This is a genomic window from Stenotrophomonas sp. YJH_SMC_33, from assembly GCF_059372295.1.
The window spans coordinates 62,316-83,704 of record NZ_JCAFVJ010000011.1; the positions used below are offsets into that span (position 1 = coordinate 62,316).

Below are 21,389 nucleotides of genomic sequence, written 5' to 3' on the forward strand. Positions count from 1 at the left end.
GGTAAAATCCCCATGAAGGGAGGCGGAAAACGGCCTGTTGTGGTAGTATCCACAGGTTGAATCGAGGTTCCGGCGCGACCCCCTCCCGCAGAGGGCTGCGCCGGACTGGACCGCTACCAGACAACGGAACCCGAATGGCAGAAACCGCCAAGGAAATCATCCAGGTCAACCTGGAAGACGAGATGCGCAAGAGCTACCTCGATTACGCCATGAGCGTGATCGTGGGCCGCGCGCTCCCGGATGCGCGCGACGGCCTCAAGCCGGTGCATCGTCGCGTGCTGTTCGCGATGAACGAGTTGAACGCGCACAGCAACAAGCCTTACTTCAAGTCGGCGCGTATCGTCGGTGATGTCATCGGTAAGTACCACCCGCATGGCGATCAGTCGGTATACGACACGCTGGTGCGCCTGGCTCAGCCGTTCTCGCTGCGCTACATGCTGGTCGACGGCCAGGGTAACTTCGGTTCGATCGACGGCGACTCCGCTGCGGCGATGCGATACACCGAGGCGCGCATGTCGCGCCTGGCGCATGAGCTGATGGCGGACATCGACAAGGAAACCGTCGATTTCCAGCCCAACTACGATGAAAAGGAACTGGAGCCGACGGTCATGCCGACCCGGTTCCCGAACCTGCTGGTCAATGGTTCGGCTGGCATCGCGGTGGGCATGGCGACCAACATCCCGCCGCACAACCTGAGCGAATCGATCAACGCCTGCATCGCGCTGATCGACAACCCGGACATCGATGTCGACGGCCTGATGGAATACATCCCGGGCCCGGATTTCCCGACTGCCGGCATCATCAACGGCACCGCCGGCATCGTCGCCGGCTACCGCACCGGCCGTGGCCGCGTGCGCATCCGTGCCAAGGCCGATATCGAAGTGGCCGACAACGGCCGCGAATCGATCATCGTCACCGAAATTCCTTACCAGGTGAACAAGGCGCGTCTGATCGAGAAGATCGCCGAGCTGGTCAAGGAAAAGAAGATCGAAGGCATCAGCGAGCTGCGCGATGAGTCCGACAAGGACGGCATGCGCATCTACATCGAGATCAAGCGCGGCGAATCTGCCGAGGTTGTGCTGAACAACCTGTACCAGCAGACGCAGATGGAATCGGTGTTCGGCATCAACATGGTGGCGCTGGTCGATGGCCGCCCGCAGTTGATGAACCTCAAGCAGATGCTGGAGGCGTTCGTCCGCCACCGTCGCGAAGTGGTCACCCGCCGCACCGTGTTCGAGCTGCGCAAGGCGCGCGCCCGTGCCCATGTGCTGGAAGGCCTGACCGTCGCACTGGCCAACATCGACGAGATGATCGAACTGATCAAGACCTCGCCGAACCCGAATGAAGCCCGCGAGCGCATGCTGGCACGCGTGTGGGAGCCGGGCCTGGTCGGTGCGATGCTGGGTGCCGCCGGTGCCGAAGCATCGCGTCCTGAAGACCTGCCCAAGGGCGTGGGCCTGATCGAGGGCGGCTACCAGCTGACCGAGATCCAGGCCACCCAGATCCTGGAAATGCGCCTGCACCGCCTGACCGGGCTGGAGCAGGACCGCCTGACCGACGAGTACAAGCAGCTGCTGGAAGTGATCGCCGGGCTGATCCACATCCTGGAAGATCCCGATCGCCTGCTGCAGGTCATCCGCGAGGAGCTGGTCAACGTCAAGGCCGAGTTCGGCGACGAACGTCGCACCGAAATCCGCCACAGCGAAGAAGACCTGGACATCCTGGACCTGATCGCGCCGGAAGACGTGGTGGTCACCGTGTCCCACGCCGGCTACGTGAAGCGCCAGCCGGTCAGCGTGTACCGCGCGCAGCGCCGCGGCGGCCGTGGTCGCAGTGCGGCGGCGACCAAGGAAGAGGATTTCATCGAACAGCTGTGGCTGGTCAACACGCACGATACGCTGCTGACCTTCACCAGTTCGGGCAAGGTGTTCTGGCTGCCGGTCTACCAACTGCCGGAAGCGGGTTCCAACGCCCGTGGCCGTCCGATCATCAACTGGATTCCGCTGGAACCGGGCGAACGCGTGCAGGCCGTGCTGCCGGTGCGCGAGTACGCCGATGGCCAGTTCGTGTTCTTTGCCACGAAGAACGGTACGGTCAAGAAGACCCCGCTGGGCGAGTTCGCCTTCCGCCTGGCCCGCGGCAAGATCGCGATCAATCTCGATGAGGGCGATGCCCTGGTCGGCGTCGGCCTGACCGACGGCCAGCGCGACATCCTGCTGTTCGCCTCCAATGGCAAGACCGTGCGCTTCGGCGAGGACAAAGTCCGCTCGATGGGCCGTACCGCAACCGGCGTGCGTGGCATCAAGATGCCGGCCGGCGAGGAAGTGGTCAGCCTGATCGTGGCCGAAAGTGCCGGTGGCATCGAGGACGAGAACGACGACGACAACGGTGTCGAGGAAGCCACCGCCAATGGCGATGCGGTGATCGATAGTGCCGATGACGCCAGCGTGCAGTACATCCTGACCGCCACCGAGAACGGCTATGGCAAGCGCACCCCGCTGCCGGACTACCCGCGCAAGGGCCGTGGCACCCAGGGCGTGATCGGCATCCAGACCACCGAGCGCAACGGCAAGCTGGTCGCTGCGGTGCTGATGGGCTCGAATGACGAAGTCCTGCTGATCTCCGATGGCGGCACCCTGGTGCGTACGCGTGGCTCGGAAATCAGCCGCGTCGGCCGCAACACCCAGGGCGTCACCCTGATCCGTCTGTCCAAGGATGAGAAGCTGCAGGCGGTGGAGCGCTTGGATGCCTCGATCGATGAGGACGAGGACGAGGTGGCGGTCGCCACCCCCGCCACGACCGACGGCGCACCGGCTGCGGCCAGCAGCGAGGACGCCGCGCAGGAATGACCCTGCCGCTGTGAGAGGTACCCGACGACGCCGGCCCTGTGCCGGCGTCGTCATTTCTGCGGATCTTCCGGTCGTGGTGGATACTCCGATCGCTGCGGACTATCTGATCGCTGCGGACCATCCGATTGCTGCGGACCATCCGATCGCTGCGGTAGAGTCGACTGTTAGTCGACTGCTCTGCGCACGGCGATGAAAAGCCCGCGCTGCGCGCGATAGTCGACTAACAGTCGACTCTACCCAGCCGACAATCACCCAGCCGACAATCACCCAGCCGACGATCACCCCGTCAGGTCCACCCAGAAAATACGCGCGCGCTTCACATCGGCGGTGGGATAAGGGCGCATGCTGCCCCCGGAGATCGACGATGTCCGCCACGCCGCAGTCCGCTCCCGCCCGCGCCTCCCGGCATCCCCTTGTCACCGTGCTGTCGCTGCTGCTGGTCGTGCTCGGCCTGGTCATCGGCGGCTTGGGGGCGTGGCTGCTCAGTCTCGGGGGCTCGGCCTACTACGCCATCGCCGGGGCCGGCCTGCTGGCCAGCGGCATCCTGCTGTTCGGCAACCGCCGCAGCGGGGCGCTGCTGTACGCACTGGTGTTCATTGGTACGCTGCTGTGGACCTGGTGGGAGTCAGGCAGCGACTACTGGCGCTGGGTGCCGCGGCTGGGCCTGGTGACCGCGCTCGGCATCGTGCTGGCGCTGCTCGCGCCGACCCTTCGCGAACCGGTTTCAAAACGCCTGTCGCGCAGCGTGGCGGGCGTGCTGATGCTGGTGTTCGTGGCGGCCTTCGGTCTGGCTTTCGCCCCGCATGGCGAAGTGGATGGGCACTTGCCATTCCCGGAAGGCGCAGCCAGTGCCGGACTGGAACCTACGCGCGATACCACTGGCCTGCAGCCGGCTGACCAGCCCGCCGAAGGCGACTGGCCGGCCTGGGGGCGCAGCAATGCCGGCACCCGCTACTCGCCGCTGCAGCAGATCACCCCGGCCAACGTGGCCACGTTGCAGCTGGCCTGGCAGTTCCGTACTGGCGACATGCCGAACAACCGCTGGGGTGCGGAAACCACGCCGCTGAAGGTCGGCGACCGCGTGTACCTGTGCACCGCGCGCAACCGCCTGATCGCACTCGACGCCGCCAGTGGCAAGGAACTGTGGCGGTTCGATCCAAAGGTGAGGGATGCTTCGATTCCGTATACCGCCGCCTGTCGTGGCGTGAGCTATTACGAGCAGCCCAGCACGCCGACCATTGCCGATGCGGCGTTGGCCGATGCGGCTGCGGATCTGGCCCTTCCCGAGCCACCGCCAACGGTCACCCGCAGCGCCGCACCCGGCAGCCGTCGGGCGTGCTGGGCGCGCATCATCGAAGGCACGCTGGACGGGCGCATCATTGCAGTGGACGCGGACAGCGGCCGTCCGTGCGTGAATTTCGGCAACAACGGCCAGGTCGACATCACCCTGGGCATGGGCGAGGTCCCACCGGGCTATGTTTCGATCACCTCGCCACCGGCCATCGTGCGTGGGGTGATCGTCACGGGTCACCAGGTGCTGGATGGGCAGCGCCGCGATGCGCCGTCGGGCGTGATCCAGGCCTACGACGCGGTCACCGGCAAGCTGCGCTGGGCGTGGGACATGGACCAGCCCGAGCGCAGCGGACTGCCGCCACGCGAGCAGACCTATACGCGTGGCACCCCGAACATGTGGACCACGGCCACCGGTGATGAGGCGCTCGGGCTGGTCTACCTGCCGCTGGGCAATTCAGCCGGTGACTACTGGAGTGGCTCACGCACTGAAAACCAGAACCGCTACTCGACCTCGCTGGTGGCGATCGAGGTTAGCACTGGCAAGCCGGCCTGGCATTTCCAGGCCGTGCGCAAGGATGTGTGGGACTACGACCTCGGTTCGCAGGCCAGCCTGATCGACTACCCGACGGCTGCAGGCAAGGTGCCGGCGATCCTGCTGCCGACCAAGCAGGGTGACATCTACATTCTCGACCGCCGCAACGGCCAGCTGCTGACTGCTGCCGAAGAGCGCAAGGTACCGGTGGGTGGCGTCGAGCCCGAGCAGCGTTCACCCACCCAGCTGTTCTCGCTGTACCACACGCTGCGTCGCGAGCATGACCTGACCGAGCGTGACATGTGGGGCATCACCCCGATCGACCAGCTGGTCTGCCGCATCCAGTTCCGCAAGGCGTACTACGAAGGCTTCTACACGCCGCCGAGCAGCGAGCGCCATTCCATCGAATACCCCGGCTACAACGGCGGCTCGGACTGGGGCAGCGTGTCCATCGACACGCGACGCGGCGTGATCGTAGCCAACTACAACGACATGCCCAACTACAACCGGCTGGTGCCACGCGCGGAGGCCGACCGGCTGGGCTGGTTGCCGCGCGAGAAGATCCGCGCCGACAAGGGCGGTGGCGAGGGCGCCGGCGATCCGCAGGTCGGCACGCCGTATGCCATCGACGTCAACGCCGGTTGGCGCCTGCCATTCACCGGCCTGCTGTGCAAGCAGCCGCCCTATGGCGGCATCCGTGCCATCGACCTGCGCACCGGCAAGCTGCTGTGGGACCGCCCGTTCGGCAGTGCACGCGGCAATGGACCGTTCGGCATCCGCTCCGGCCTGCCGATCGAGATCGGCACGCCGAACAACGGTGGTTCGGTAGTGACCGCCAGCGGCCTGATCTTCATCGCCGCCGCCACAGATGACCTGCTGCGCGCCATCGACCTGAAGACCGGCAAGGAGCTGTGGCATGCCAAGCTGCCAGCGGGCGGGCAGGCCAACCCGATGGTGTACGAGCAGGCCGGCCGCCAGTACGTGGTGATCATGGCCGGCGGCCACCACTTCATGGAGACCCCGAAGGGCGATTACGTGATGGCATTTGCGCTGCCCAGGTAGTGCCGACAGGGTATAACCGATTGGCTAGAGTCGACCGGGTAGAGTCGACTGTTAGTCGACTGCTCTTTTCTCCCGCGCTGGAAAGCCCCAGCTTCGCGCGACAGTCGACGCTACCCGGGCGACTCCACATCCCCGGACGCTGTATCGAGATGATCCCTGATCCTGGCGTTGGCAATGAACCGATGTCGGGAATCCATCCTGGCGGGCATTCTCGAACTCATGCCCAGCCCTCAACTGCTTGCCGGCCGCCGATCCATCGTCGGCAACGTCTACACCATCACCATGGTGTGCAGGAACCGCCATCGCGTCTTCGATTGCCCTGCCAATGCCGACCTTGCCATGCAGCTCCTTGGATCGATGGATCGGGAAGGCCTGACTGCGTCGCTTGCCTGGGTGATCATGCCGGATCACATCCACTGGCTGGCTCAACTACGTGGCCATTCGCTGGGCTACTGCGTGCAGCGCTTCAAGGCGCGCAGCAGTTTTCTGATCAACCGGCGGCGAGGGAAGCAGGGTGCAATCTGGCAGGCGGGTTATCACGACCATGCGATCCGCAGTGACGCATCGCTGCAGCGGCACGCCGGCTACATTCTGGCAAATCCCGTTCGAGCGGGTCTTGCCGAGCAGGTGGGTGACCATCCGTACGGATGGTGCCGCTGGCCGCTGAGCGAGCTGGAGTCGCCCTCCGAGGGTGAATGCTGATACAGCCAACCCGGTAGATCCGACCGGATAGGGTCGACTGGTTCTCTCGATCACGCTGGGAGGCCCGCGCTACGCGCGATAGTCGACTAACAGTCGACTCTACCTTGCCGGTCTACCGAGGGGCTACACCGTCACCACCACGTTGTGACGCTTCAGCGAAGAGAGCATGGCGCGGCGATAGCGCAGACATCGGTTAGCATTCCGGCGACTCTCTGCGAAGGATCGCCCCGTGATGTCTAATCCGATGTTCCATCCTGCCCTCTACGTTCTGCTGCTGGCGTCGTTGTCCGGCGACCGCGCTCCTGCGCAGGCGCTGGCCGACTGGGAGCTGCAGGGTCGTGCCGACGGCCTGGCGCGACCAGACACCCCCTGCCAGGATTTCCTGCAGGCAATGGGGCGGAAGCCGGCAGGGCTGGAATATGTGGGCTGCACCCAGGACGACGTGTCCTACATCAAGCCGATGCAAGCCCACTACCGCGTTGCCGGCGCCCGCGCCGAGCAGGTCGAAGCGTATCTGCATGCAACGTTCGGCATGCCCGTGCTGCGCTACACCTGCTGCGGCTGGAGCAATGGCGGGCCCTACACCTGGCGTGAAGGTGCAGACACGCTGAGGTACCAGATCGGGATGGGCGTGGAGTCGCTGCCGCATGATCGGGCCGAGTGGCGGCGCATCGAAGCATTCAACGTTACGGTGGAGGTGTTTCGGCAGAGCCCGTAGCGTGGATGCGGCAGGCGGATGCTTGCTCTAGGATGCGTGCAGGGATCCCTGCAAAGGAACTGCGATGAAGGCTGTTGGACGTCTGCTGCTGTGCGCTGCGCTGGCCTGTCCGCTTCTGACGGCCGCGCCGGTTTTTCCTGCGGCTGGCGCAACCACCTCCGAACCTGCACATCCGCATGCGCAGGACGCCATCGATGACTGGCTTGTGGCTTTCAACGCAGGCAGTCTCGATGCGTTGCAGGCTTTCGCCGACAAGTATGCGAAGAAGGAAGGCAGCGCTCCCAAGGACTATCTCGAGTTCCGCGAGAGCACCGGCCTGCTGCGCGTGCTGGAAAAGGGCGAACACGCGCCCGGCCACGCGAAGCTGCTGGTGATGGGCGAGCTGAACGAGCGTGCGATGTGGGTGACGGCGGAAATGGACCCGGACCATCCAGCACACCTGAAGCTGTTCCAGATCGAAGGCACCAAAGTACCGGACAAGTACACGCCGGAGCGTGTTGCGTTGCCGGTCCTGATGGCTGACGCCAGGACGAAGCTGGACGCGTTGCGCGCACAGGACGCGCTGTCGGGAGCGTTGCTCGTGGCGCGTAACGGCCAAGTGCTGCTGGATTGGCGGGGCGGCCAAGCAGATCGCGAAAGCGGTACTCCGGTGCGGGCGGACACACGCTTCCGGTTGGCCTCGTCCAACAAGATGTTCACCTCGGTGGCCATCCTGCAGCTGGTGCAGGCCGGCAGGCTGGGGCTGGACGATACGATCGGCAAGCACCTGCCCGACTACCCGAACAAGGCTGTCGCCAATGTGGTGACGGTTCGCCAGTTGTTGACCCACACCAGTGGCCTTGGCGATTTTTTCGGCGATGATTTCGATCAGTATTCGGCCTCGCTGAAGACGCTGGATGACTACGTGCAGCGCTTCGCCAAGGATGCACCGCAGTTCGCGCCCGGTAGCCAGGACAGCTACTCCAACTACGGTTTCATCGTGCTTGGGCGCATCATCGAGGCCGTTTCAGGGCAGTCGTACTACGCCTACGTGGACGACCACATCCTGCGACCGGCTGGCATGACCGGCACCGGCTTCGAACCGGAAACGGTGAAGGTGCCACAGCGTGCCGTTGCCTACACGAAGACGAACGGGCAATGGACGCGTGAAACGAAGTCGCTGCCCTGGCGCGGCATGTCTGCCGGAGGCGGCTACAGCACGGCCACCGACATGCTGAGGTTTGCCGAGGCGTTGCGCGGCGGAAAGCTGGTCTCGCCGGCAGTGCTGCAGCAGGCCACCACGGCACAGAATCACAAGCGATGGTATGGCTTTGGCTTCGTGGTGCAAGGCGAGGGCAGGGAACACCAGTACGGCCACGAGGGCGGTGCGCCGGGGTCGAACAGTGCCATCGTGGTGATGCCTGCGCAGGGGTATGTGATCGTTGGCTTGGCCAATGTTGATCCGGACGGAATTGGCAACGTGGTCAATTACATCGCGCGGCGGTTGCCGTTGCAGTGAGCGCGGGGCGATACGTGTAGAGTCGACCGTTGGTCGACTATCGCGCGAAGCGCGGGCGTTTCGATCGTTCCGCTAATGGCAGTCGACTAACAGTCGACTCTACCCAGTCGACGTCATCCAGTGGACGTTACCCAGTCGACGTTAGCCGGCCGGCGTTACCCAGTCGGGGCCGGCACCCGCACCATCTTCGTCATCAGGTGTTCCACTACCCCCGCAGGATCGGCAGTACGACCCACATGCGTGCTCGACATCTGCACAACCGAACTGCGCTTGGCGGTAAGGAAATGGAAGCGCGCACGCGCGGGCAGCTGTGCGATCGGCCCGGCGCTGGCGTCGCCGCGACAGATCGCCACGATCGCATCCAGCCACGGCTGCAGCGCCTCCTGGTCCAGCGCCGGCGCGAAGGCGCGCAGGCGCGCAGGATCGATCTCGATGGCCGCCTCCAGATGACGCGCACCAGGACAGGAGACGATCACCCCGACGTTGATGAACTCCTCGCGTTCCACCCGCGGTACCACGCGGATGACCGCATAGTCATACGTGTGCAACGTGGGCACGGATGGCCTCCTGCACGAACACCGCACGCACTTTCAGGCGATGCTTGAGATAGTCGATGTAGCCTTGGCGATAGGCCTGCGGGCTTTCGAATGCCGGCTCGTTGACCAGCCAGCTGTCCGGCACCAGGCCGACGATGCGCTCGATCTCGGCATCGGTCAGGCGCGCGGCCAGTTCGGCATCCACCTCGGCGACGCGGCTGGCGAACGACAGCAGCACGTGGTCGCGGATCAGCACGAACGGCTTTTCGCAGGCATCGCCGGCGTTGGCCCAGTCGTGATGGAAGTACATGGCCGCACCGTGATCGATCAGGTACAGCTTTCGATGCCACACCATCAGGTTGGGATTGCGCGTGGTGCGATCGACGTTGCTGGTGAACGCATCGAACCAGACGATGCGCGAGGCCAGGTCGGCGTCCACCGGCATCGCCGCCGGGTCGTAGTTGATCGCACCGGGCAGGTAGTCCAGGCCCAGGTTCAGGCCCTCGCTGGCGCGGATCAGCTCCTGGATTTCCGGGTCGGGCTCGGTGCGGGCGAACTCGCGGTCCAGTTCGACGAACAGGATTTCCGGAATCGGCAGGCCGAGCGTACGCGCCATTTCGCCGGCGATCAGCTCGGCGATCAACGCTTTCGGGCCCTGGCCGGCGCCACGAAACTTCAGCACGGCCATGCCGTCGTCGTCGGTCTCGACCACGGCCGGCAGGGAGCCACCTTCCCGCAAGGGCGTGATGTAGCGGAGGGCATGTACGGTGCGCATGCGTGCATTCTAGCGTGGGTGCAGGTGCAACCCTCTGATCGGCGGGGACCGATTTCGGCCTTCACCTGTCCCTTCTGCCTGCGATGGCAGCATCGTGCTCCAGGAACCCTTGGGTTCATGGGCGTACTGGCACTCTCGATGCAGAGGCTCCAGGCTGGGTACCTGCTCGGCTGCCAGCGACGCGCACTGCGAAGCGGAAACCTCATCCACGATGTCCTGCAGGCTACGGAGGTGCACCGATGAGCGACGAATTCACTCCCATTCTGCCGGCCTTGGACGATGCCAAGGCGGAAGAAATGATCGGCAAGGTCGTACTGGTCGGGGTCACCCGCTATGGTGGCGACGGCCAGGTGAAGGGGCTGGAGCAGTACGCCGGCACGGTGTTGCGCATCAGCGCCGACGAGGGCGTGGTGCTGGCCGACGAGAATGATGGCCACGAGCGCTACCTGCCGCCGATGCTGGACCAGTACCAGCCAGCCGAGCCTGGGGAATACCGCATGCGCACCAGCGGCATGATCGTGGTCGATCCCGATTACCTGGCCACCTGGGACCTGCACGCGCAGCAGTAGTGCCAGGCCACGCCCGGCAGGTGCCGGCAGTTCCGCGGCACCTGCCGGGGCTGCACTTTGCCCCATCCGGCCACTAGCCCTTCCGGCCCATTCACGACAACCCCTGCGGTGCTAGATTCGGGTTCATGCCCGATTCCGGGTACCCATTCACACCCAGGGGATAAGGATGCTCATCCGTCGAACCTCTCTGGCGGCGGCCGTTGCCGTTGCCACCGTCGGCCTGCTGGCCGCTGGCCCGGCGCTTGCCGATTACGCGAAGCCGCCGGAACACCTGCTCAAGGTGTTGAAGGCACCGCCGCCGCCGGCGCCGAACGTGGCCCCGGGCGGCCAGCGCCTGCTGCTGACCACCGCGCAGACCTACCCTTCGATCAGCCGTGTCGCCCAGCCGTATCTGAAGCTGGCCGGCGTGCGCCTGGAGCCGAAGAACCGCAGTCGCCATGACACCCCCGGTGGCTACGGCATTCCGGCCTGCGTGGCCGACTTCACCCTGGTCGACATCGGCAGCGGCAAGGAGGCCAAGGTCAACCTGCCGCAGGGCTGCGCCACCGGCGCGTTGTGGTCGGCCGATGGCAGCCACTTCGCCTTCCAGAATGCGGTCGATACCAGCGTGCAGCTGTGGGTGGGCGATGCGGCCACCGGCCAGGTGAAGCAGGTGCCGAACGTGCAGCTGAACCCGATTTTCGGCTATACCGTGCAGTGGCTGGGCGGCAGCCAGAACCTGCTGGTGAAGCTGGTGCCGGCCAACCAGGGCCCGGCGCCGTCCAATGGCGGCGTGCCGACCGGTCCGGACGCGCAGGAGTCGCTGGGCAGCAGCGGCGAAAGCAGCACCTACGAAGCCCGCGACACGCTGACCAGCGTCCATGACGAGAAGCTGTTCGCTTATTACGGCGCCTCGCAGCTGGCCGTGGTCGATACCGTCGCCAACAGCGTGCGTCCGGTCGGGCAGCCGGCGCTGTTCAACGAAATCAGCGCCGCACCCGATGGCGTGCACGTGCTGACCGAATCGATCAAGGCGCCATACTCGCATGCGGTGACCTACCAGCGTTTCGCCAACGACGTGGCCGTGCTGGACATCGCCAGCGGCAAATCCACGCCGATTGCCAGCCTGCCGCTGGCCGACCGCGTGCCGGTGCACGGCGTACCGGAAGGCCCGCGCGGTTTCGACTGGCGTGCCACCGATCCGGCCACCCTGGTCTATGCCGAGGCACTGGACAAGGGCGACTGGAAGGTCAACGTGCCGCACCGCGACCGCGTGCTGATGCTGAAGGCCCCGTTCAACGGCAAGCCGACCGAAATCACCCGTACCGCGCAGCGATTTGAGGGCTTCGCATGGACTGCCGATCCGGCCGTGGCGTTCCAGTTCGAGAACGACGAGAACCGCCACTGGATGCAGACCCGCATCGTCGATGTGGACCAGCCGAAGAAGGAAGGCCGCCTGCTGTGGGACATGTCCAGCGATGAGCTGTACGGCAACCCCGGCAACCTGGTCTTTACCCGCCTGCCGAACGGCGCACAGGTCGTGCGCCAGGAGGGTAATCACGTGTTCCTGAGCGGCCGTGGCGCCTCGCCGCAGGGCGACCGTCCGTTCCTGGACCGCCTCGACCTGGGCACGCTGAAAAGCGAGCGCCTGTTCCGCAGCAGCGCCGATGCCTACGAGCAGTTCCTCGGTTTCAGCAACACGCCGGGGCGCTACCTGACCTGGCACCAGTCGGTGATCGATCCTCCGAACGCCTTCATCCGCCAGCAGGGTGAGGCAGTGGCTGATGCGAAGACCGGCGAGGCGCAGTTCGCGTCCACCGCGACCGCGCTGACCAAGCTGGTCGACCCGACCCCGGAGGTGCGCCAGATCAAGAAGCAGCTGGTGACCTACAAGCGTGCCGACGGCGTGGACCTGTCGTTCACCCTGTACACGCCGCCGGGCTACAAGGAAGGCCAGCGCGTGCCGGCGATCCTGTATGCGTACCCGGCCGACTTCGCCAATGCCGCGCAGGCCGGCCAGGTGTCCGGTTCGCAGCAGACCTTCACCCGCCTGCAGCCGTACCGCCTGATGCTGCTGGCCGGCTACGCGATCATCGACAACGCCTCGTTCCCGATCGTGGGTGACCCGAAGAACGCCTACGACACCTACCTGGAGCAGCTGGAAGCCGACGCCAAGGCGGCGGTGGACAAGGCCGTGGACATGGGCGTGGTCGACCGCAACCGCATCGGCGTGACCGGTCACAGCCATGGTGGCCTGATGACCGCCAACCTGATTGCGCACACCAACCTGTTCAAGGCCGGCGTGGCGACCAGCGGTTCGTACAACAAGACCTTTACCCCGTTCGGCTTCCAGAACGAACGCCGCTCGGTCTGGCAGGCGCAGGACGTGTACCTGAAGGCCTCGCCGTTCTTCTATGCCGACAAGATCAAGCTGCCGCTGCTGCTGGTCCACGGCGAGGACGACGCCAACCCGGGCACCGAGCCGTTCCAGTCGCGCAAGCTGTACCAGGCGATCCGCGGCAACGGCGGCACCACCCGCCTGGTGATGCTGCCGAACGAACCGCACTGGTACACCGCATTGGAATCGAACGAGCAGCTGGTGGCGGAAATGCTGAACTGGTTCGACACCTACGTGAAGAACGCCAAGTAAGGGAACAGAAAGGCCACCTCCGGGTGGCCTTTCTGTCTCGGGATGTGAGTGGGCAGACGGCCTGGATCCGGATGCGCAATCGGGAATCGGGAAGCCACCTGCCATGCGGCATGCGGGGCCACCCGGGCTGCTAAGCTGGGAATGGAAACGGACCAGGAGACATCGATGCATCGCAATGGAATGCGCGCCATCACTTTTGTCATCGCGACGCTGTTGGCCGGGATGACACACGGAGTGGAAGCGCAGGCTCTGCGGGCAGATGACCGCAGCTACTTTGGCAGCGCCTCCCTTGAACGTGAGGCATGGCAGAACCTCGAGCGCAGCACCGATGCCCTCAAGGCCCTTCAGGCGCCGCCAGACGTGCGGTTCCAGCAGGCCGAGCAGCTGTATGGCGAGTGCCTCCGGCACCATGGCTACCTGCATCTTCAGGCAGCGCGCAATGCTGATGATGCCCGGCTGGCCAACACCCAGGGCGAAGTGGCCGGCACATGTGGACGCATCGCGGCGATTGCCAAGCAGGCATTACGTGATGCGCCCGCGCAGGCTGCCTGGATCGAGCCGCATGCCGACCTGCGTGAACGGGCGTTGCGGGAGGGTGTGCAGCCGGCCAATGCCGCGCTGGTGGATGCGGTCGACACGTTGGCCGACCCGGCGCTGGACAGCTTCGGGCGACTGCACCGGCAGCTGCTGCAATCGGCGCCCTTTGCGCGCTTCGAACATGAAGGCGGCACGTTTGACAGCCGCACCGATGCGCGAGCCCTTTCCCGCCTGCCGGACCGTTCACTGCGCGAAGCGGCATGGCGTGCTTACTGGCAGGGAATGGCGTCGCGGCGCCGCGAAATGGCAACGGTGCTGCTGGGCCTGGTCCGCCTCAACGAGCAAGCGTCGGAACTGCAGGGCGATGGAACTGCGCCTGACCGCAGCTACCGGCACATGGGCCTGGATCAGGCCGCCGTCGACGCGACACTGGCGGCAGTAGCGCGCCACGCGCCGCTGCGACGCAACTATCAACAGATGCAGTTGACCCATCTTGAGCGCATGGGCCAGGCCTCCCCAAGGATCTGGGACATGGGCCTGCCTGATGCGGGCTATATCCCTCCGCCGCTTGACCTGGCGCAATTGCGTGATGCGGCAGCGGCATCGATGCAGGTGCTGGGGCCGGACTACGTGACAGGGCTGCGCGGGCTGCTCGATCCTGCGGGCGGACACATGGATCTGGGTGGATCGGCAGGGCGGCGCGCGATGGATGCGTTTTCGATCAGCGCCCCTGGCGCGCCTTCGCTGCTGTTCGTTGGTCATCGACAGGGCGATCTGGAGGGGGATGTCCAGATCGCTCACGAAGCCGGCCATGCCATGCATGGGCAGTGGATGCAGCGCGGTGGCGCATCCTCGTTCCAGCGCAACGGCAACAAGTGGTTGACCGAGGCCTTCGCCATCTACAACGAACTGAAGTTCCGCGATCAGCTCTATCGGCAGGCCAGCGATCCACGTGCCAAGGCGTATTACCTGAAGTCGTTGCTCGATGACATCATCCTGCAGCTGTTCGTATCGTCTGAAGAGGCCGATCTGGAACAGTCCATCTATCAGCAAGTGGCCGCCGATGAGGTTGGCAACGCAGACGCGCTTGATGCGATGACGGTGAAGGTACTGGGCCGGTATGGCGGCGCATCGGAGCAGTATCCCGAGCTGCGCAGCACCTGGGTATCCAAGCGGCTGATGTATGAGGATCCGCTTTACCTGGCCAATTACCTGTATGCCGGATTGATTGCGGTGCAGCTCTTCGCACAGGACCAGCAGGATCCGGAGGGATTCAGGGAGCGCTACCTGGCCGTCCTGGGCGAAGGGTTTGATCGCCCGCCGCAGCAGCAGGTCGAGCAGTTGCTGAATGCGAAGCCCGACTGGCCACGCCTGGTCGAGGAGGATCTGGGCATCTTCCAGCAGTACCTGGCGCAGCTGCAGGTACTGCACGCGGAAATCGAGCGCCAGCGCGGTCGCTGAGGCGACAGCCTGCTGCTGACCGGCACCCGGGTGATGTACGCGGTGCGCAGCGAGCCGGACGCGCTTTCCGCGGTCCTCGACTCGGCCAGCAATGCGCTGGCTGCGCGCGAAGCGAACCGGATGCGGCCCCGGGGTGACCTCGTGTCATCGGCCGTTGCGATTGCGTAACCGTATGTGATGCGGGTGCAATGGCGTGCGGAAGCTGCGATACGCTGCAGGCCTGTTGCTGTCTGCCAGGGGTTTCACCAATGAAGTCCAAACGTATCGCCGCAGTGTTGGCGCTGGTGATGACGCCGATCCTGCATGCGCAATCACTCCCCTCCGAACTGGCGCAGCTGGGCATTGTTGCCGGCATGCCTTATGCCAAGGCCAAGCGCCTGATGGATGCGGCAGGGTGGCAGGCGAGTCCGGTCCAGGGCGCGCCTGAGTCACTCGAGGGCTTTCCGGAAGTTGGATGCCAGAAGGGCGCCAAGCAATGCGCAACAACCTTCGAAAAGGGCGGGCAGCAGGTCGCGATGCGGCTGGGCACTACCCTGGCAGGGCAGCCGTTCGTACAGGGCGCTGATTGAGCGCCTGCTGCGCTCACGCCAGCGGCAGACGGTCCTGCGCGTGCGACAGGCGGTCGTGCAGCGCACGCACGTGCTCGGCCTTGGCATGGATGCGCGCGGTATCACCGAAACTGCGCAGGTAGGTGCACGCGGCAAAGCCAGCGCTCTTCTTTTCGTATTCGGCAATCCAGGCCAGACGGTCCGGGTTGTTGGCCTGTTCGGCGGACCACGCGGCCACCGGCGGGCGGATGCGATAACGCAGGCCGACGCGCCACGGCTTCGGTGTCAGCCGCGCACGGAAGCAGTGCTGCAGTCGGCACATGCGCGCGTACAAGGTGTCGGTGCCCAGTGCCTTGAAGAACGCCTGCAGCTGCTCGTCCTCGGGCGAGAAGGTGGCATGCATCGCCAGCACGCGCAGTCCCGCAGGCGTGCGGTAAGCGCGCAGATGCCAGTCCGGATGCTGTTCGCTGAAGGCCGCGACCCGCTGCAGCGCCACACCTTCGGCGCCACCGGCGGCGGCCAGCCGCCGCCTGCGCTGCATCAGCATCGCGGCATTCACCAGCACTACGGCCGCCACGCCCAATACCAGTCCCACCAGCCAGTGCCACAGCAGGGTGCCGACGATAGCGCCAGCAAACAGCAGCGCTGCGGCGATGACAGCGGGCATCACGCAACCCGCCGGTGGCTGCGCATGGTCGATGTCGGCGAACAGCACGTCCGGGCTGTTGAGGCACAGTGCGCCATAGCTGTTGCGGGTGATGATGACGTCGCCGTCGCGCTGCACGATCTGCTCGCGGATCGGCACGCCCTCCACGCCGTAGTTGCTGCGCACTTCGCGGCGCGGCAGCGCCTGCCCGGCGAGGATGGCATTGAGGGCTTCGTTGGCGCGGCGGTCGGCGTGCACCTGCGCCTCTGCAGGGCCTTCGTCGGACCAGCCGAAGCGGCGCACCACCACCGGCCGGCCACGGAAACGGGCCTGCAGGCGGGCTTCGGCCCAGTACGCGGGAACGATCATCATCGTGCGGTGCTCCATCTTCCATGGCAGGTGCCGAAGCGAGTCTGGCACAGCGCCGGTGCGCCCGCATCCGCCTGCTGCAGTGGGCCGGGCGGAGTGATAGATTGCGCGCTTCGCATGCACTCCACCAAGGACGGAGCGATGTTCATGATCCTGCGCGGCCTGTTGGCCCTGGCCTGTGCCGGGGCGGTAGGCGTGGCCACCGCAGCGGTACCGGCAGGGCCGCAGATCCTCACCGAGGATGTCAGCCGTTTCTATGCACTTTATGACAGCGCTGGCGGCAAGCCCAGCGTTGCGCAGCTGCGTGGATACCTGGCCGAGGGTTCGGCGGGCCTGGCCGAACTGGCGAAGGTGCGCCGGGTCACCCCCGAGCGCATTGCCGAGTCCATCGCCAAGCAGCCGGAACTGTATGCGCAGGGACGAAGCTGCCTGGCCGAACTGCCAGCGGTGAAGCAACGCCTGACGCAGGTGTTTTCCAACCTGCAGGCGATCTACCCACAGGCCGCGTTTCCGCCGGTGACCATCGCGGTGGGCCGTGGCCGTCCGGTCGGGCTGACCTCGAAAAGCGGGGTGATCATCGGCCTGGAAGCGCTGTGCGCAGCCGATTTCATGAATCCCAATGTGCAGGACCGCTTCGTGCATGTGATCGCACACGAATACGTGCACATCCAGCAGACCGGCCTGATCGACTTCGAGCCGGGTGACCCGCGCGCGACAGTGCTGCGTGTTTCGCTGGGCGAGGGCATCGCCGAGTTCATCGCCGAACTGATTTCCGGCAACGTCGGCAATGGGCGTCACGCGGCCTGGACCCGTGGCCGGGAAGTGCATATCGAAAGCGCCTTCGCGCTGGATCTGGACAGCACCGATCTGTCGCCATGGCTGTACAACTACAAGCCGGGCTCGCAGGAGCCCTATGACCTGGGCTACTGGGTGGGCTACCGCATCGCCAAAGCCTACTACCTGCAGGCCAAGGACAAGCGTGATGCGGTGCGTGCGCTGATCCAGCAGGACAACCCGAAGCCGATCCTGGCTGCCAGTGGCTGGACGCCCGGCATGTGGATGCCGGCGAAAGTCACGGGTGTAGCGGCGCGTACGGCTGCACGCTGAGCACAGGGCAGGGCGTTAGACTGCGCAAGATGATTTCAGGAGTACCCGCATGCGTGGACCTGTTGAGCTTGCCGCTGCAACCGTCGTGACGTTGGGCCTCGCGTTGGCTTCTCCGCTGGGTGCCGCCGAAGTCGTCGCAGTCAATCCGCTGCTGCAGACGCCCATCGACCAGTTGCGCCCAGACGAGGTTCGTTTCATGCAGCAGCGCCTGGCCGATTTTCCGCAGCTGCAGCACTATCGTGATGCCAACGCGCGACTGCCCGCGGCGGCGCCGGGCCAGCCACGCGTGGTCTTCTTCGGCGACTCCATCACCGAAGGCTGGGGCAGGGAAGGCAGCGCGGCTTTCTTCCCCGGCAAGGGCTGGCTCAACCGCGGTATCAGCGGCCAGACCACGGCACAGATGCTGGTGCGCTTCCCGCAAGACGTGCTGGCGCTGAAGCCACAGGTGGTGGTGATCCTGGCCGGTACCAACGATATTGCAGGCAACACCGGTCCATCCACGCAGGCGATGATCGAAGACAACCTGCACGCGATGGTGGACCTGGCGCGTGCACATGGCATCGCCGTGGTGCTGGCATCGGTGCTGCCAGTCAGCGATTACCCATGGATGCCCGGGATCGCGCCTGCGCCCAAGGTGCGTGCGCTGAACACGGCGTTGAAGCGCCATGCCGATGCACAGCAGCTGGTCTATCTGGACTACCACACGCCGATGGCCAATGCCGCCGGAGGGCTCGATCCGCAGCTGGCCGAGGATGGCGTGCATCCCACGGCGAAGGGCTATGCGGTGATGGCGCCGTTGGCCGAGGCGGCGATTGGCCGAGCTCTCAAGGACATGAATGCTGGAGCACGATAGTCAGGCTGGAACGTCAGACACTGACGCATACGCCGCAATGGCTGGCGCTTGTTTGCTGCAGAATGGCTGATTTGGATCGGGAGGGACGATGGGTGCTGTTTCGCTCACGGTAGTAGAGATTGTGGCGCGCGCAATTTTCAAGCGCGCACCGTCGTTGGTTACCGAAATCTACTCCACACCGGGCGAGACCCTCCAGCGATTCGGTAGCGCAGAGGATCTATGCAGCTACGCGGAATTGCTCCGGCAGGTAAAAGGAGGAGCGGTTTTTGTCGGAGTGAGATATCCCGATATGGACGGTGACGTCACCATCCGAGAATTTGAGCTGACCAAGGGGCCAGATCGCGGGAAGATGCGCTCGAGCGTTGCAGGATGGGGGCTAATACACGTTTTTCTGCCGGTGAATCAAGACGCCAGTAGCTTGGCAAGTATCTATCGCATGTCCGAACGCGGCGCCTTCGCCAGAGAGCGCGGTGGAATCGATCTTCCTCCCGTGAGGGATTGGAATTGGAAAGCGGTTGAATCGCACTCGCGCAGATTGAAGCGTGTTCTGAAGGATGCAATCTAAAGTCGCGTGAAGTCTGTGCTTACAGGTGGCGGGGTACTACTTGAGCGACATTGTTGCCAGCAGCCACTTACAGAAACTGATCACCAGCGGATCGGCTGCGCTGTCCTCATGCACCAGCCAGCTCCAGCGCGGGCCGCGCACGCGTGCCTCATCCAGCGGCTGCAGCAGCCCCTGATCGCAGGCGCGTGCCGCCAGCAGCTCGCTGACCAGGGCGATACCCAGCCCTTGGCAGGCAGCATCCAGCAGCTGCCCGGGTTCGGAGAAGTTCATGCCTTCGCGGCGCTGGCCGACATCGGCGCCCCCCTGCACCTGCCACTGGCTCCAGTCCATTTCGCGCTCGCCATGCAGGGTGAGGCGTTCGTGCACAGGCGTGGCGAGCAGGGCCGGATGGCAGGCCGGAAAGAGGCGATCCTGCAGCAGCACGCGATGCTGGCACTGCGCCTGTGAGTCGAGGTCATCGCGTACCGCCACGTCCAGCGTCTGCGTGGTCATATCCGGTGCCTCCTCGCTGGTCAGCAGCCACAGGTCGGCGTCGGGATGCAGGCGGTGGAAGCTGGCCAGGCGCGGCACCAGCCAATGCCGGGCAAAGGCTGGACTGGTGTTGACGATCAGTTGATTCGGCTTGCAGTACTGATCGAGCCGGCGGATGCCGCTGGCCAGCTGCCGCAGCAGGGACTGGGTGGTTTCCAGCAGGTCGATGCCGGCGTCGGTGAGGGTGACGCTGCGGCCCTGCCGGAAGAACAACGGCTGCTGCAGCGAGGCTTCCAGGCCCCGGATCTGCTGGCTGATGGCCGACTGGTCAGATGCAGTTCCTCGGCCGCCCTGTGGAAACTACCCAGGCGGGCGGCGGCCTCGAAACCACGCAGCGCGTTCAGCGGTGGCCAATGCTTCAGCATTTCAGATAAGTAAAACTGTTCAATTGATGGCTGAATCTATCGTTTGTTCTTATCGATACGCAAGCGCAGCATAGGTCCATCCCACACCGGCCCTGGAGCCCGTCATGAGCAGCCGTCGTCGCTTCCTCACCCAGCTGGCGGGCGCCGCTGGCCTTGGCGGCCTGGCCGCCCTCGGGCTGGCGGGGCTGCCGACGCGCGTATCCGCAGCGGGGCCGGGTGCGGGTATCTGGCGCATGCCGGACGAGCACGGGCCGCAGGAACGCGTTTTCCTGGCCTTCGCCGCGCAACCGCGGGTGTGGGGCGCGCAGGCCGATGCGGTGAACACCGCCGTGGCACGCCTGGCCCGCACCATCGCCCGCCACCAGCCCGTTAGTGTGCTGTGCCGGCCGGCGCAGCGGAAGCAGGCGCAGGACCGCTGCGGCCGCGACAACATCGAGTTCCTCGAGGTGCCGCTGGATGACATCTGGGTGCGCGATTACGGCGGTTGCTTCGTCACCGATGGCCAGGGCGGACTGGGGCTGGTCGACTTCAACTTCAATGGCTGGGGCGGCAAGCAGAGCGCGCGCAACGATGGTGCGGTGGCACCGTGGCTGGCGCAGGTGACCGGTGCCACGCTGCTGGAAAGCGATCTGGTGGGCGAGGGTGGCGGCATCGAAGTCGATGGCCATGGCACGGCCATCCTCACCGAAAGCTGCTGGGTGAACCGCAATCGCAATCCCGGCTGGTCGCGCGCGGATATCGAGGCCGAGCTGATGCACCACCTCGGCCTGCGCAAGGTGATCTGGCTGCCCGGCATCGCCGGCGAGGACATCACTGACGCACACGTGGATTTCTATGCGCGCTTCGTGCGTCCGGGCGTAGTGATCGCCAATCTGGACGACGATCCGCAGTCCTACGACTACGATCTGACCCGCGAGCACCTGGAGATTCTGCGCGTCGCCACCGATGCCGATGGCCGTCGTCTGCAGGTGCACACGCTGCCGCCGCCGCTGGACGGGCGCGACAACGTGCATACCCGCGACAACGATGATCTGGCGATGGGCTACATCAACTACCTGCCGATCAACGGCGCGGTGGTCGCGCCGCAGTTCGGTGACGACGCAGCCGATGGCTACTGCCGTGAACTACTGGAAGACATGTATCCCGGTCGTGTGATCGAACAGGTGGACATCGATGCGATCGCCGGTGGCGGTGGCGGCATCCATTGCGTGACCAAGAACATGCCGAAGGTAGGCTGAGGTGCC

At 65.1% G+C, this 21,389-nt stretch carries 17 protein-coding genes and 1 pseudogene; 13 read left to right on the forward strand and 5 right to left on the reverse strand.

Annotated features, from left to right (window positions below; translation table 11 throughout):
- Nucleotides 1-134 precede the first annotated feature (134 nt).
- The 5 genes from gyrA to AC5P9W_RS15890 all read left to right on the forward strand — a co-directional run bounded on the left by gyrA (nt 135) and on the right by AC5P9W_RS15890 (nt 8,654).
- A complete protein-coding gene (gyrA, locus tag AC5P9W_RS15870; RefSeq protein WP_111098195.1) occupies nt 135-2,849 on the forward strand; it encodes a DNA gyrase subunit A in 2,715 nt (904 codons plus the stop codon).
- 364 nt (nt 2,850-3,213) lie between these two features.
- The gene (locus AC5P9W_RS15875) at nt 3,214-5,736 is read left to right on the forward strand and encodes a membrane-bound PQQ-dependent dehydrogenase, glucose/quinate/shikimate family (RefSeq protein WP_495219353.1); all 2,523 of its coding nucleotides are present in this window, start codon (nt 3,214-3,216) and stop codon (nt 5,734-5,736) included.
- Between the two features lie 219 nt (nt 5,737-5,955).
- Nucleotides 5,956-6,438, forward strand: a complete 483-nt coding sequence (locus AC5P9W_RS15880) for an REP-associated tyrosine transposase (RefSeq protein ID WP_021202742.1) — start codon at nt 5,956-5,958, stop codon at nt 6,436-6,438.
- A gap of 232 nt (nt 6,439-6,670) precedes the next feature.
- The gene (locus AC5P9W_RS15885; RefSeq protein WP_031269791.1) at nt 6,671-7,156 is read left to right on the forward strand and encodes a DUF4952 domain-containing protein; all 486 of its coding nucleotides are present in this window, start codon (nt 6,671-6,673) and stop codon (nt 7,154-7,156) included.
- Nucleotides 7,157-7,220: 64 nt separating this feature from the next.
- Nucleotides 7,221-8,654, forward strand: coding sequence for a serine hydrolase domain-containing protein (locus tag AC5P9W_RS15890; protein WP_197575185.1), 1,434 nt, complete (start codon nt 7,221-7,223; stop codon nt 8,652-8,654).
- 155 nt (nt 8,655-8,809) lie between these two features.
- Here the strand turns inward: AC5P9W_RS15890 and AC5P9W_RS15895 are convergent, their stop codons facing one another.
- Both AC5P9W_RS15895 and AC5P9W_RS15900 read right to left on the reverse strand, forming a co-directional pair.
- Nucleotides 8,810-9,211, reverse strand: coding sequence for a DUF3037 domain-containing protein (locus AC5P9W_RS15895; protein WP_111102638.1), 402 nt, complete (start codon nt 9,209-9,211; stop codon nt 8,810-8,812).
- Nucleotides 9,189-9,965, reverse strand: coding sequence for a HipA family kinase (locus tag AC5P9W_RS15900; protein ID WP_288041706.1), 777 nt, complete (start codon nt 9,963-9,965; stop codon nt 9,189-9,191). The genes AC5P9W_RS15895 and AC5P9W_RS15900 overlap by 23 nt, the downstream gene beginning before the upstream one ends.
- A 239-nt stretch (nt 9,966-10,204) precedes the next feature.
- Here AC5P9W_RS15900 and AC5P9W_RS15905 point away from each other — a divergent pair, with 239 nt between their 5' ends.
- From AC5P9W_RS15905 to AC5P9W_RS15920, 4 genes are all read left to right on the forward strand, one after another.
- The gene (locus AC5P9W_RS15905) at nt 10,205-10,534 is read left to right on the forward strand and encodes a hypothetical protein (RefSeq protein ID WP_021202747.1); all 330 of its coding nucleotides are present in this window, start codon (nt 10,205-10,207) and stop codon (nt 10,532-10,534) included.
- A 166-nt stretch (nt 10,535-10,700) separates the two neighbouring features.
- Nucleotides 10,701-13,163: a S9 family peptidase gene (locus tag AC5P9W_RS15910; RefSeq protein WP_495219354.1), complete on the forward strand. Its 2,463-nt coding sequence runs from the start codon at nt 10,701-10,703 to the stop codon at nt 13,161-13,163.
- A gap of 165 nt (nt 13,164-13,328) precedes the next feature.
- Complete coding sequence (locus tag AC5P9W_RS15915) at nt 13,329-15,161, forward strand: M3 family metallopeptidase (protein WP_425605146.1); 1,833 nt, start codon at nt 13,329-13,331, stop codon at nt 15,159-15,161.
- A gap of 248 nt (nt 15,162-15,409) precedes the next feature.
- Entirely contained in the window at nt 15,410-15,730 is a 321-nt protein-coding gene (locus tag AC5P9W_RS15920; protein WP_058981328.1) for a hypothetical protein, read from the forward strand.
- 13 nt (nt 15,731-15,743) lie between these two features.
- Here AC5P9W_RS15920 and AC5P9W_RS15925 read toward each other — a convergent pair whose 3' ends face one another.
- Nucleotides 15,744-16,727 (reverse strand): hypothetical protein, encoded by a 984-nt coding sequence (locus AC5P9W_RS15925; protein WP_111098209.1) that lies wholly within the window; start codon nt 16,725-16,727, stop codon nt 15,744-15,746.
- Between the two features lie 138 nt (nt 16,728-16,865).
- On the opposite strand from AC5P9W_RS15925, the gene AC5P9W_RS15930 reads away from it, so the two are divergent.
- From AC5P9W_RS15930 to AC5P9W_RS15940, 3 genes are all read left to right on the forward strand, one after another.
- On the forward strand, nt 16,866-17,831 hold the full coding sequence (locus AC5P9W_RS15930; RefSeq protein ID WP_111098190.1) for a DUF2268 domain-containing putative Zn-dependent protease: 966 nt from the start codon (nt 16,866-16,868) through the stop codon (nt 17,829-17,831).
- A 49-nt stretch (nt 17,832-17,880) separates the two neighbouring features.
- Nucleotides 17,881-18,684, forward strand: coding sequence for an SGNH/GDSL hydrolase family protein (locus tag AC5P9W_RS15935; RefSeq protein ID WP_111098189.1), 804 nt, complete (start codon nt 17,881-17,883; stop codon nt 18,682-18,684).
- An 88-nt stretch (nt 18,685-18,772) separates the two neighbouring features.
- A complete protein-coding gene (locus AC5P9W_RS15940; RefSeq protein WP_146256794.1) occupies nt 18,773-19,249 on the forward strand; it encodes a hypothetical protein in 477 nt (158 codons plus the stop codon).
- A gap of 36 nt (nt 19,250-19,285) precedes the next feature.
- Here AC5P9W_RS15940 and AC5P9W_RS15945 read toward each other — a convergent pair whose 3' ends face one another.
- Both AC5P9W_RS15945 and AC5P9W_RS15950 read right to left on the reverse strand, forming a co-directional pair.
- Entirely contained in the window at nt 19,286-19,993 is a 708-nt protein-coding gene (locus AC5P9W_RS15945; RefSeq protein ID WP_241744943.1) for a LysR substrate-binding domain-containing protein, read from the reverse strand.
- Between the two features lie 15 nt (nt 19,994-20,008).
- Nucleotides 20,009-20,145, reverse strand: a pseudogene (locus tag AC5P9W_RS15950) (LysR family transcriptional regulator); the annotation flags it as partial.
- A 104-nt stretch (nt 20,146-20,249) separates the two neighbouring features.
- Between AC5P9W_RS15950 and AC5P9W_RS15955 the strand changes: the two are divergent.
- On the forward strand, nt 20,250-21,383 hold the full coding sequence (locus AC5P9W_RS15955) for an agmatine deiminase family protein (RefSeq protein WP_206621509.1): 1,134 nt from the start codon (nt 20,250-20,252) through the stop codon (nt 21,381-21,383).
- Nucleotides 21,384-21,389: the final 6 nt, after the last annotated feature.

What these genes read in the sequence shown, in the direction of transcription:
- gyrA (WP_111098195.1), top strand. Translation starts at nt 135, where the DNA reads ATGGCAGAAACCGCCAAGGAAATCATCCAGGTCAACCTGGAAGACGAG.
- AC5P9W_RS15875 (WP_495219353.1), top strand. Translation starts at nt 3,214, where the DNA reads ATGTCCGCCACGCCGCAGTCCGCTCCCGCCCGCGCCTCCCGGCATCCC.
- AC5P9W_RS15880 (WP_021202742.1), top strand. Translation starts at nt 5,956, where the DNA reads ATGCCCAGCCCTCAACTGCTTGCCGGCCGCCGATCCATCGTCGGCAAC.
- AC5P9W_RS15885 (WP_031269791.1), top strand. Translation starts at nt 6,671, where the DNA reads ATGTCTAATCCGATGTTCCATCCTGCCCTCTACGTTCTGCTGCTGGCG.
- AC5P9W_RS15890 (WP_197575185.1), top strand. Translation starts at nt 7,221, where the DNA reads ATGAAGGCTGTTGGACGTCTGCTGCTGTGCGCTGCGCTGGCCTGTCCG.
- AC5P9W_RS15900 (WP_288041706.1), bottom strand. Translation starts at nt 9,965, where the DNA reads ATGCGCACCGTACATGCCCTCCGCTACATCACGCCCTTGCGGGAAGGT.
- AC5P9W_RS15905 (WP_021202747.1), top strand. Translation starts at nt 10,205, where the DNA reads ATGAGCGACGAATTCACTCCCATTCTGCCGGCCTTGGACGATGCCAAG.
- AC5P9W_RS15910 (WP_495219354.1), top strand. Translation starts at nt 10,701, where the DNA reads ATGCTCATCCGTCGAACCTCTCTGGCGGCGGCCGTTGCCGTTGCCACC.
- AC5P9W_RS15915 (WP_425605146.1), top strand. Translation starts at nt 13,329, where the DNA reads ATGCATCGCAATGGAATGCGCGCCATCACTTTTGTCATCGCGACGCTG.
- AC5P9W_RS15920 (WP_058981328.1), top strand. Translation starts at nt 15,410, where the DNA reads ATGAAGTCCAAACGTATCGCCGCAGTGTTGGCGCTGGTGATGACGCCG.
- AC5P9W_RS15925 (WP_111098209.1), bottom strand. Translation starts at nt 16,727, where the DNA reads ATGATGATCGTTCCCGCGTACTGGGCCGAAGCCCGCCTGCAGGCCCGT.
- AC5P9W_RS15930 (WP_111098190.1), top strand. Translation starts at nt 16,866, where the DNA reads ATGTTCATGATCCTGCGCGGCCTGTTGGCCCTGGCCTGTGCCGGGGCG.
- AC5P9W_RS15935 (WP_111098189.1), top strand. Translation starts at nt 17,881, where the DNA reads ATGCGTGGACCTGTTGAGCTTGCCGCTGCAACCGTCGTGACGTTGGGC.
- AC5P9W_RS15940 (WP_146256794.1), top strand. Translation starts at nt 18,773, where the DNA reads ATGGGTGCTGTTTCGCTCACGGTAGTAGAGATTGTGGCGCGCGCAATT.
- AC5P9W_RS15955 (WP_206621509.1), top strand. Translation starts at nt 20,250, where the DNA reads ATGAGCAGCCGTCGTCGCTTCCTCACCCAGCTGGCGGGCGCCGCTGGC.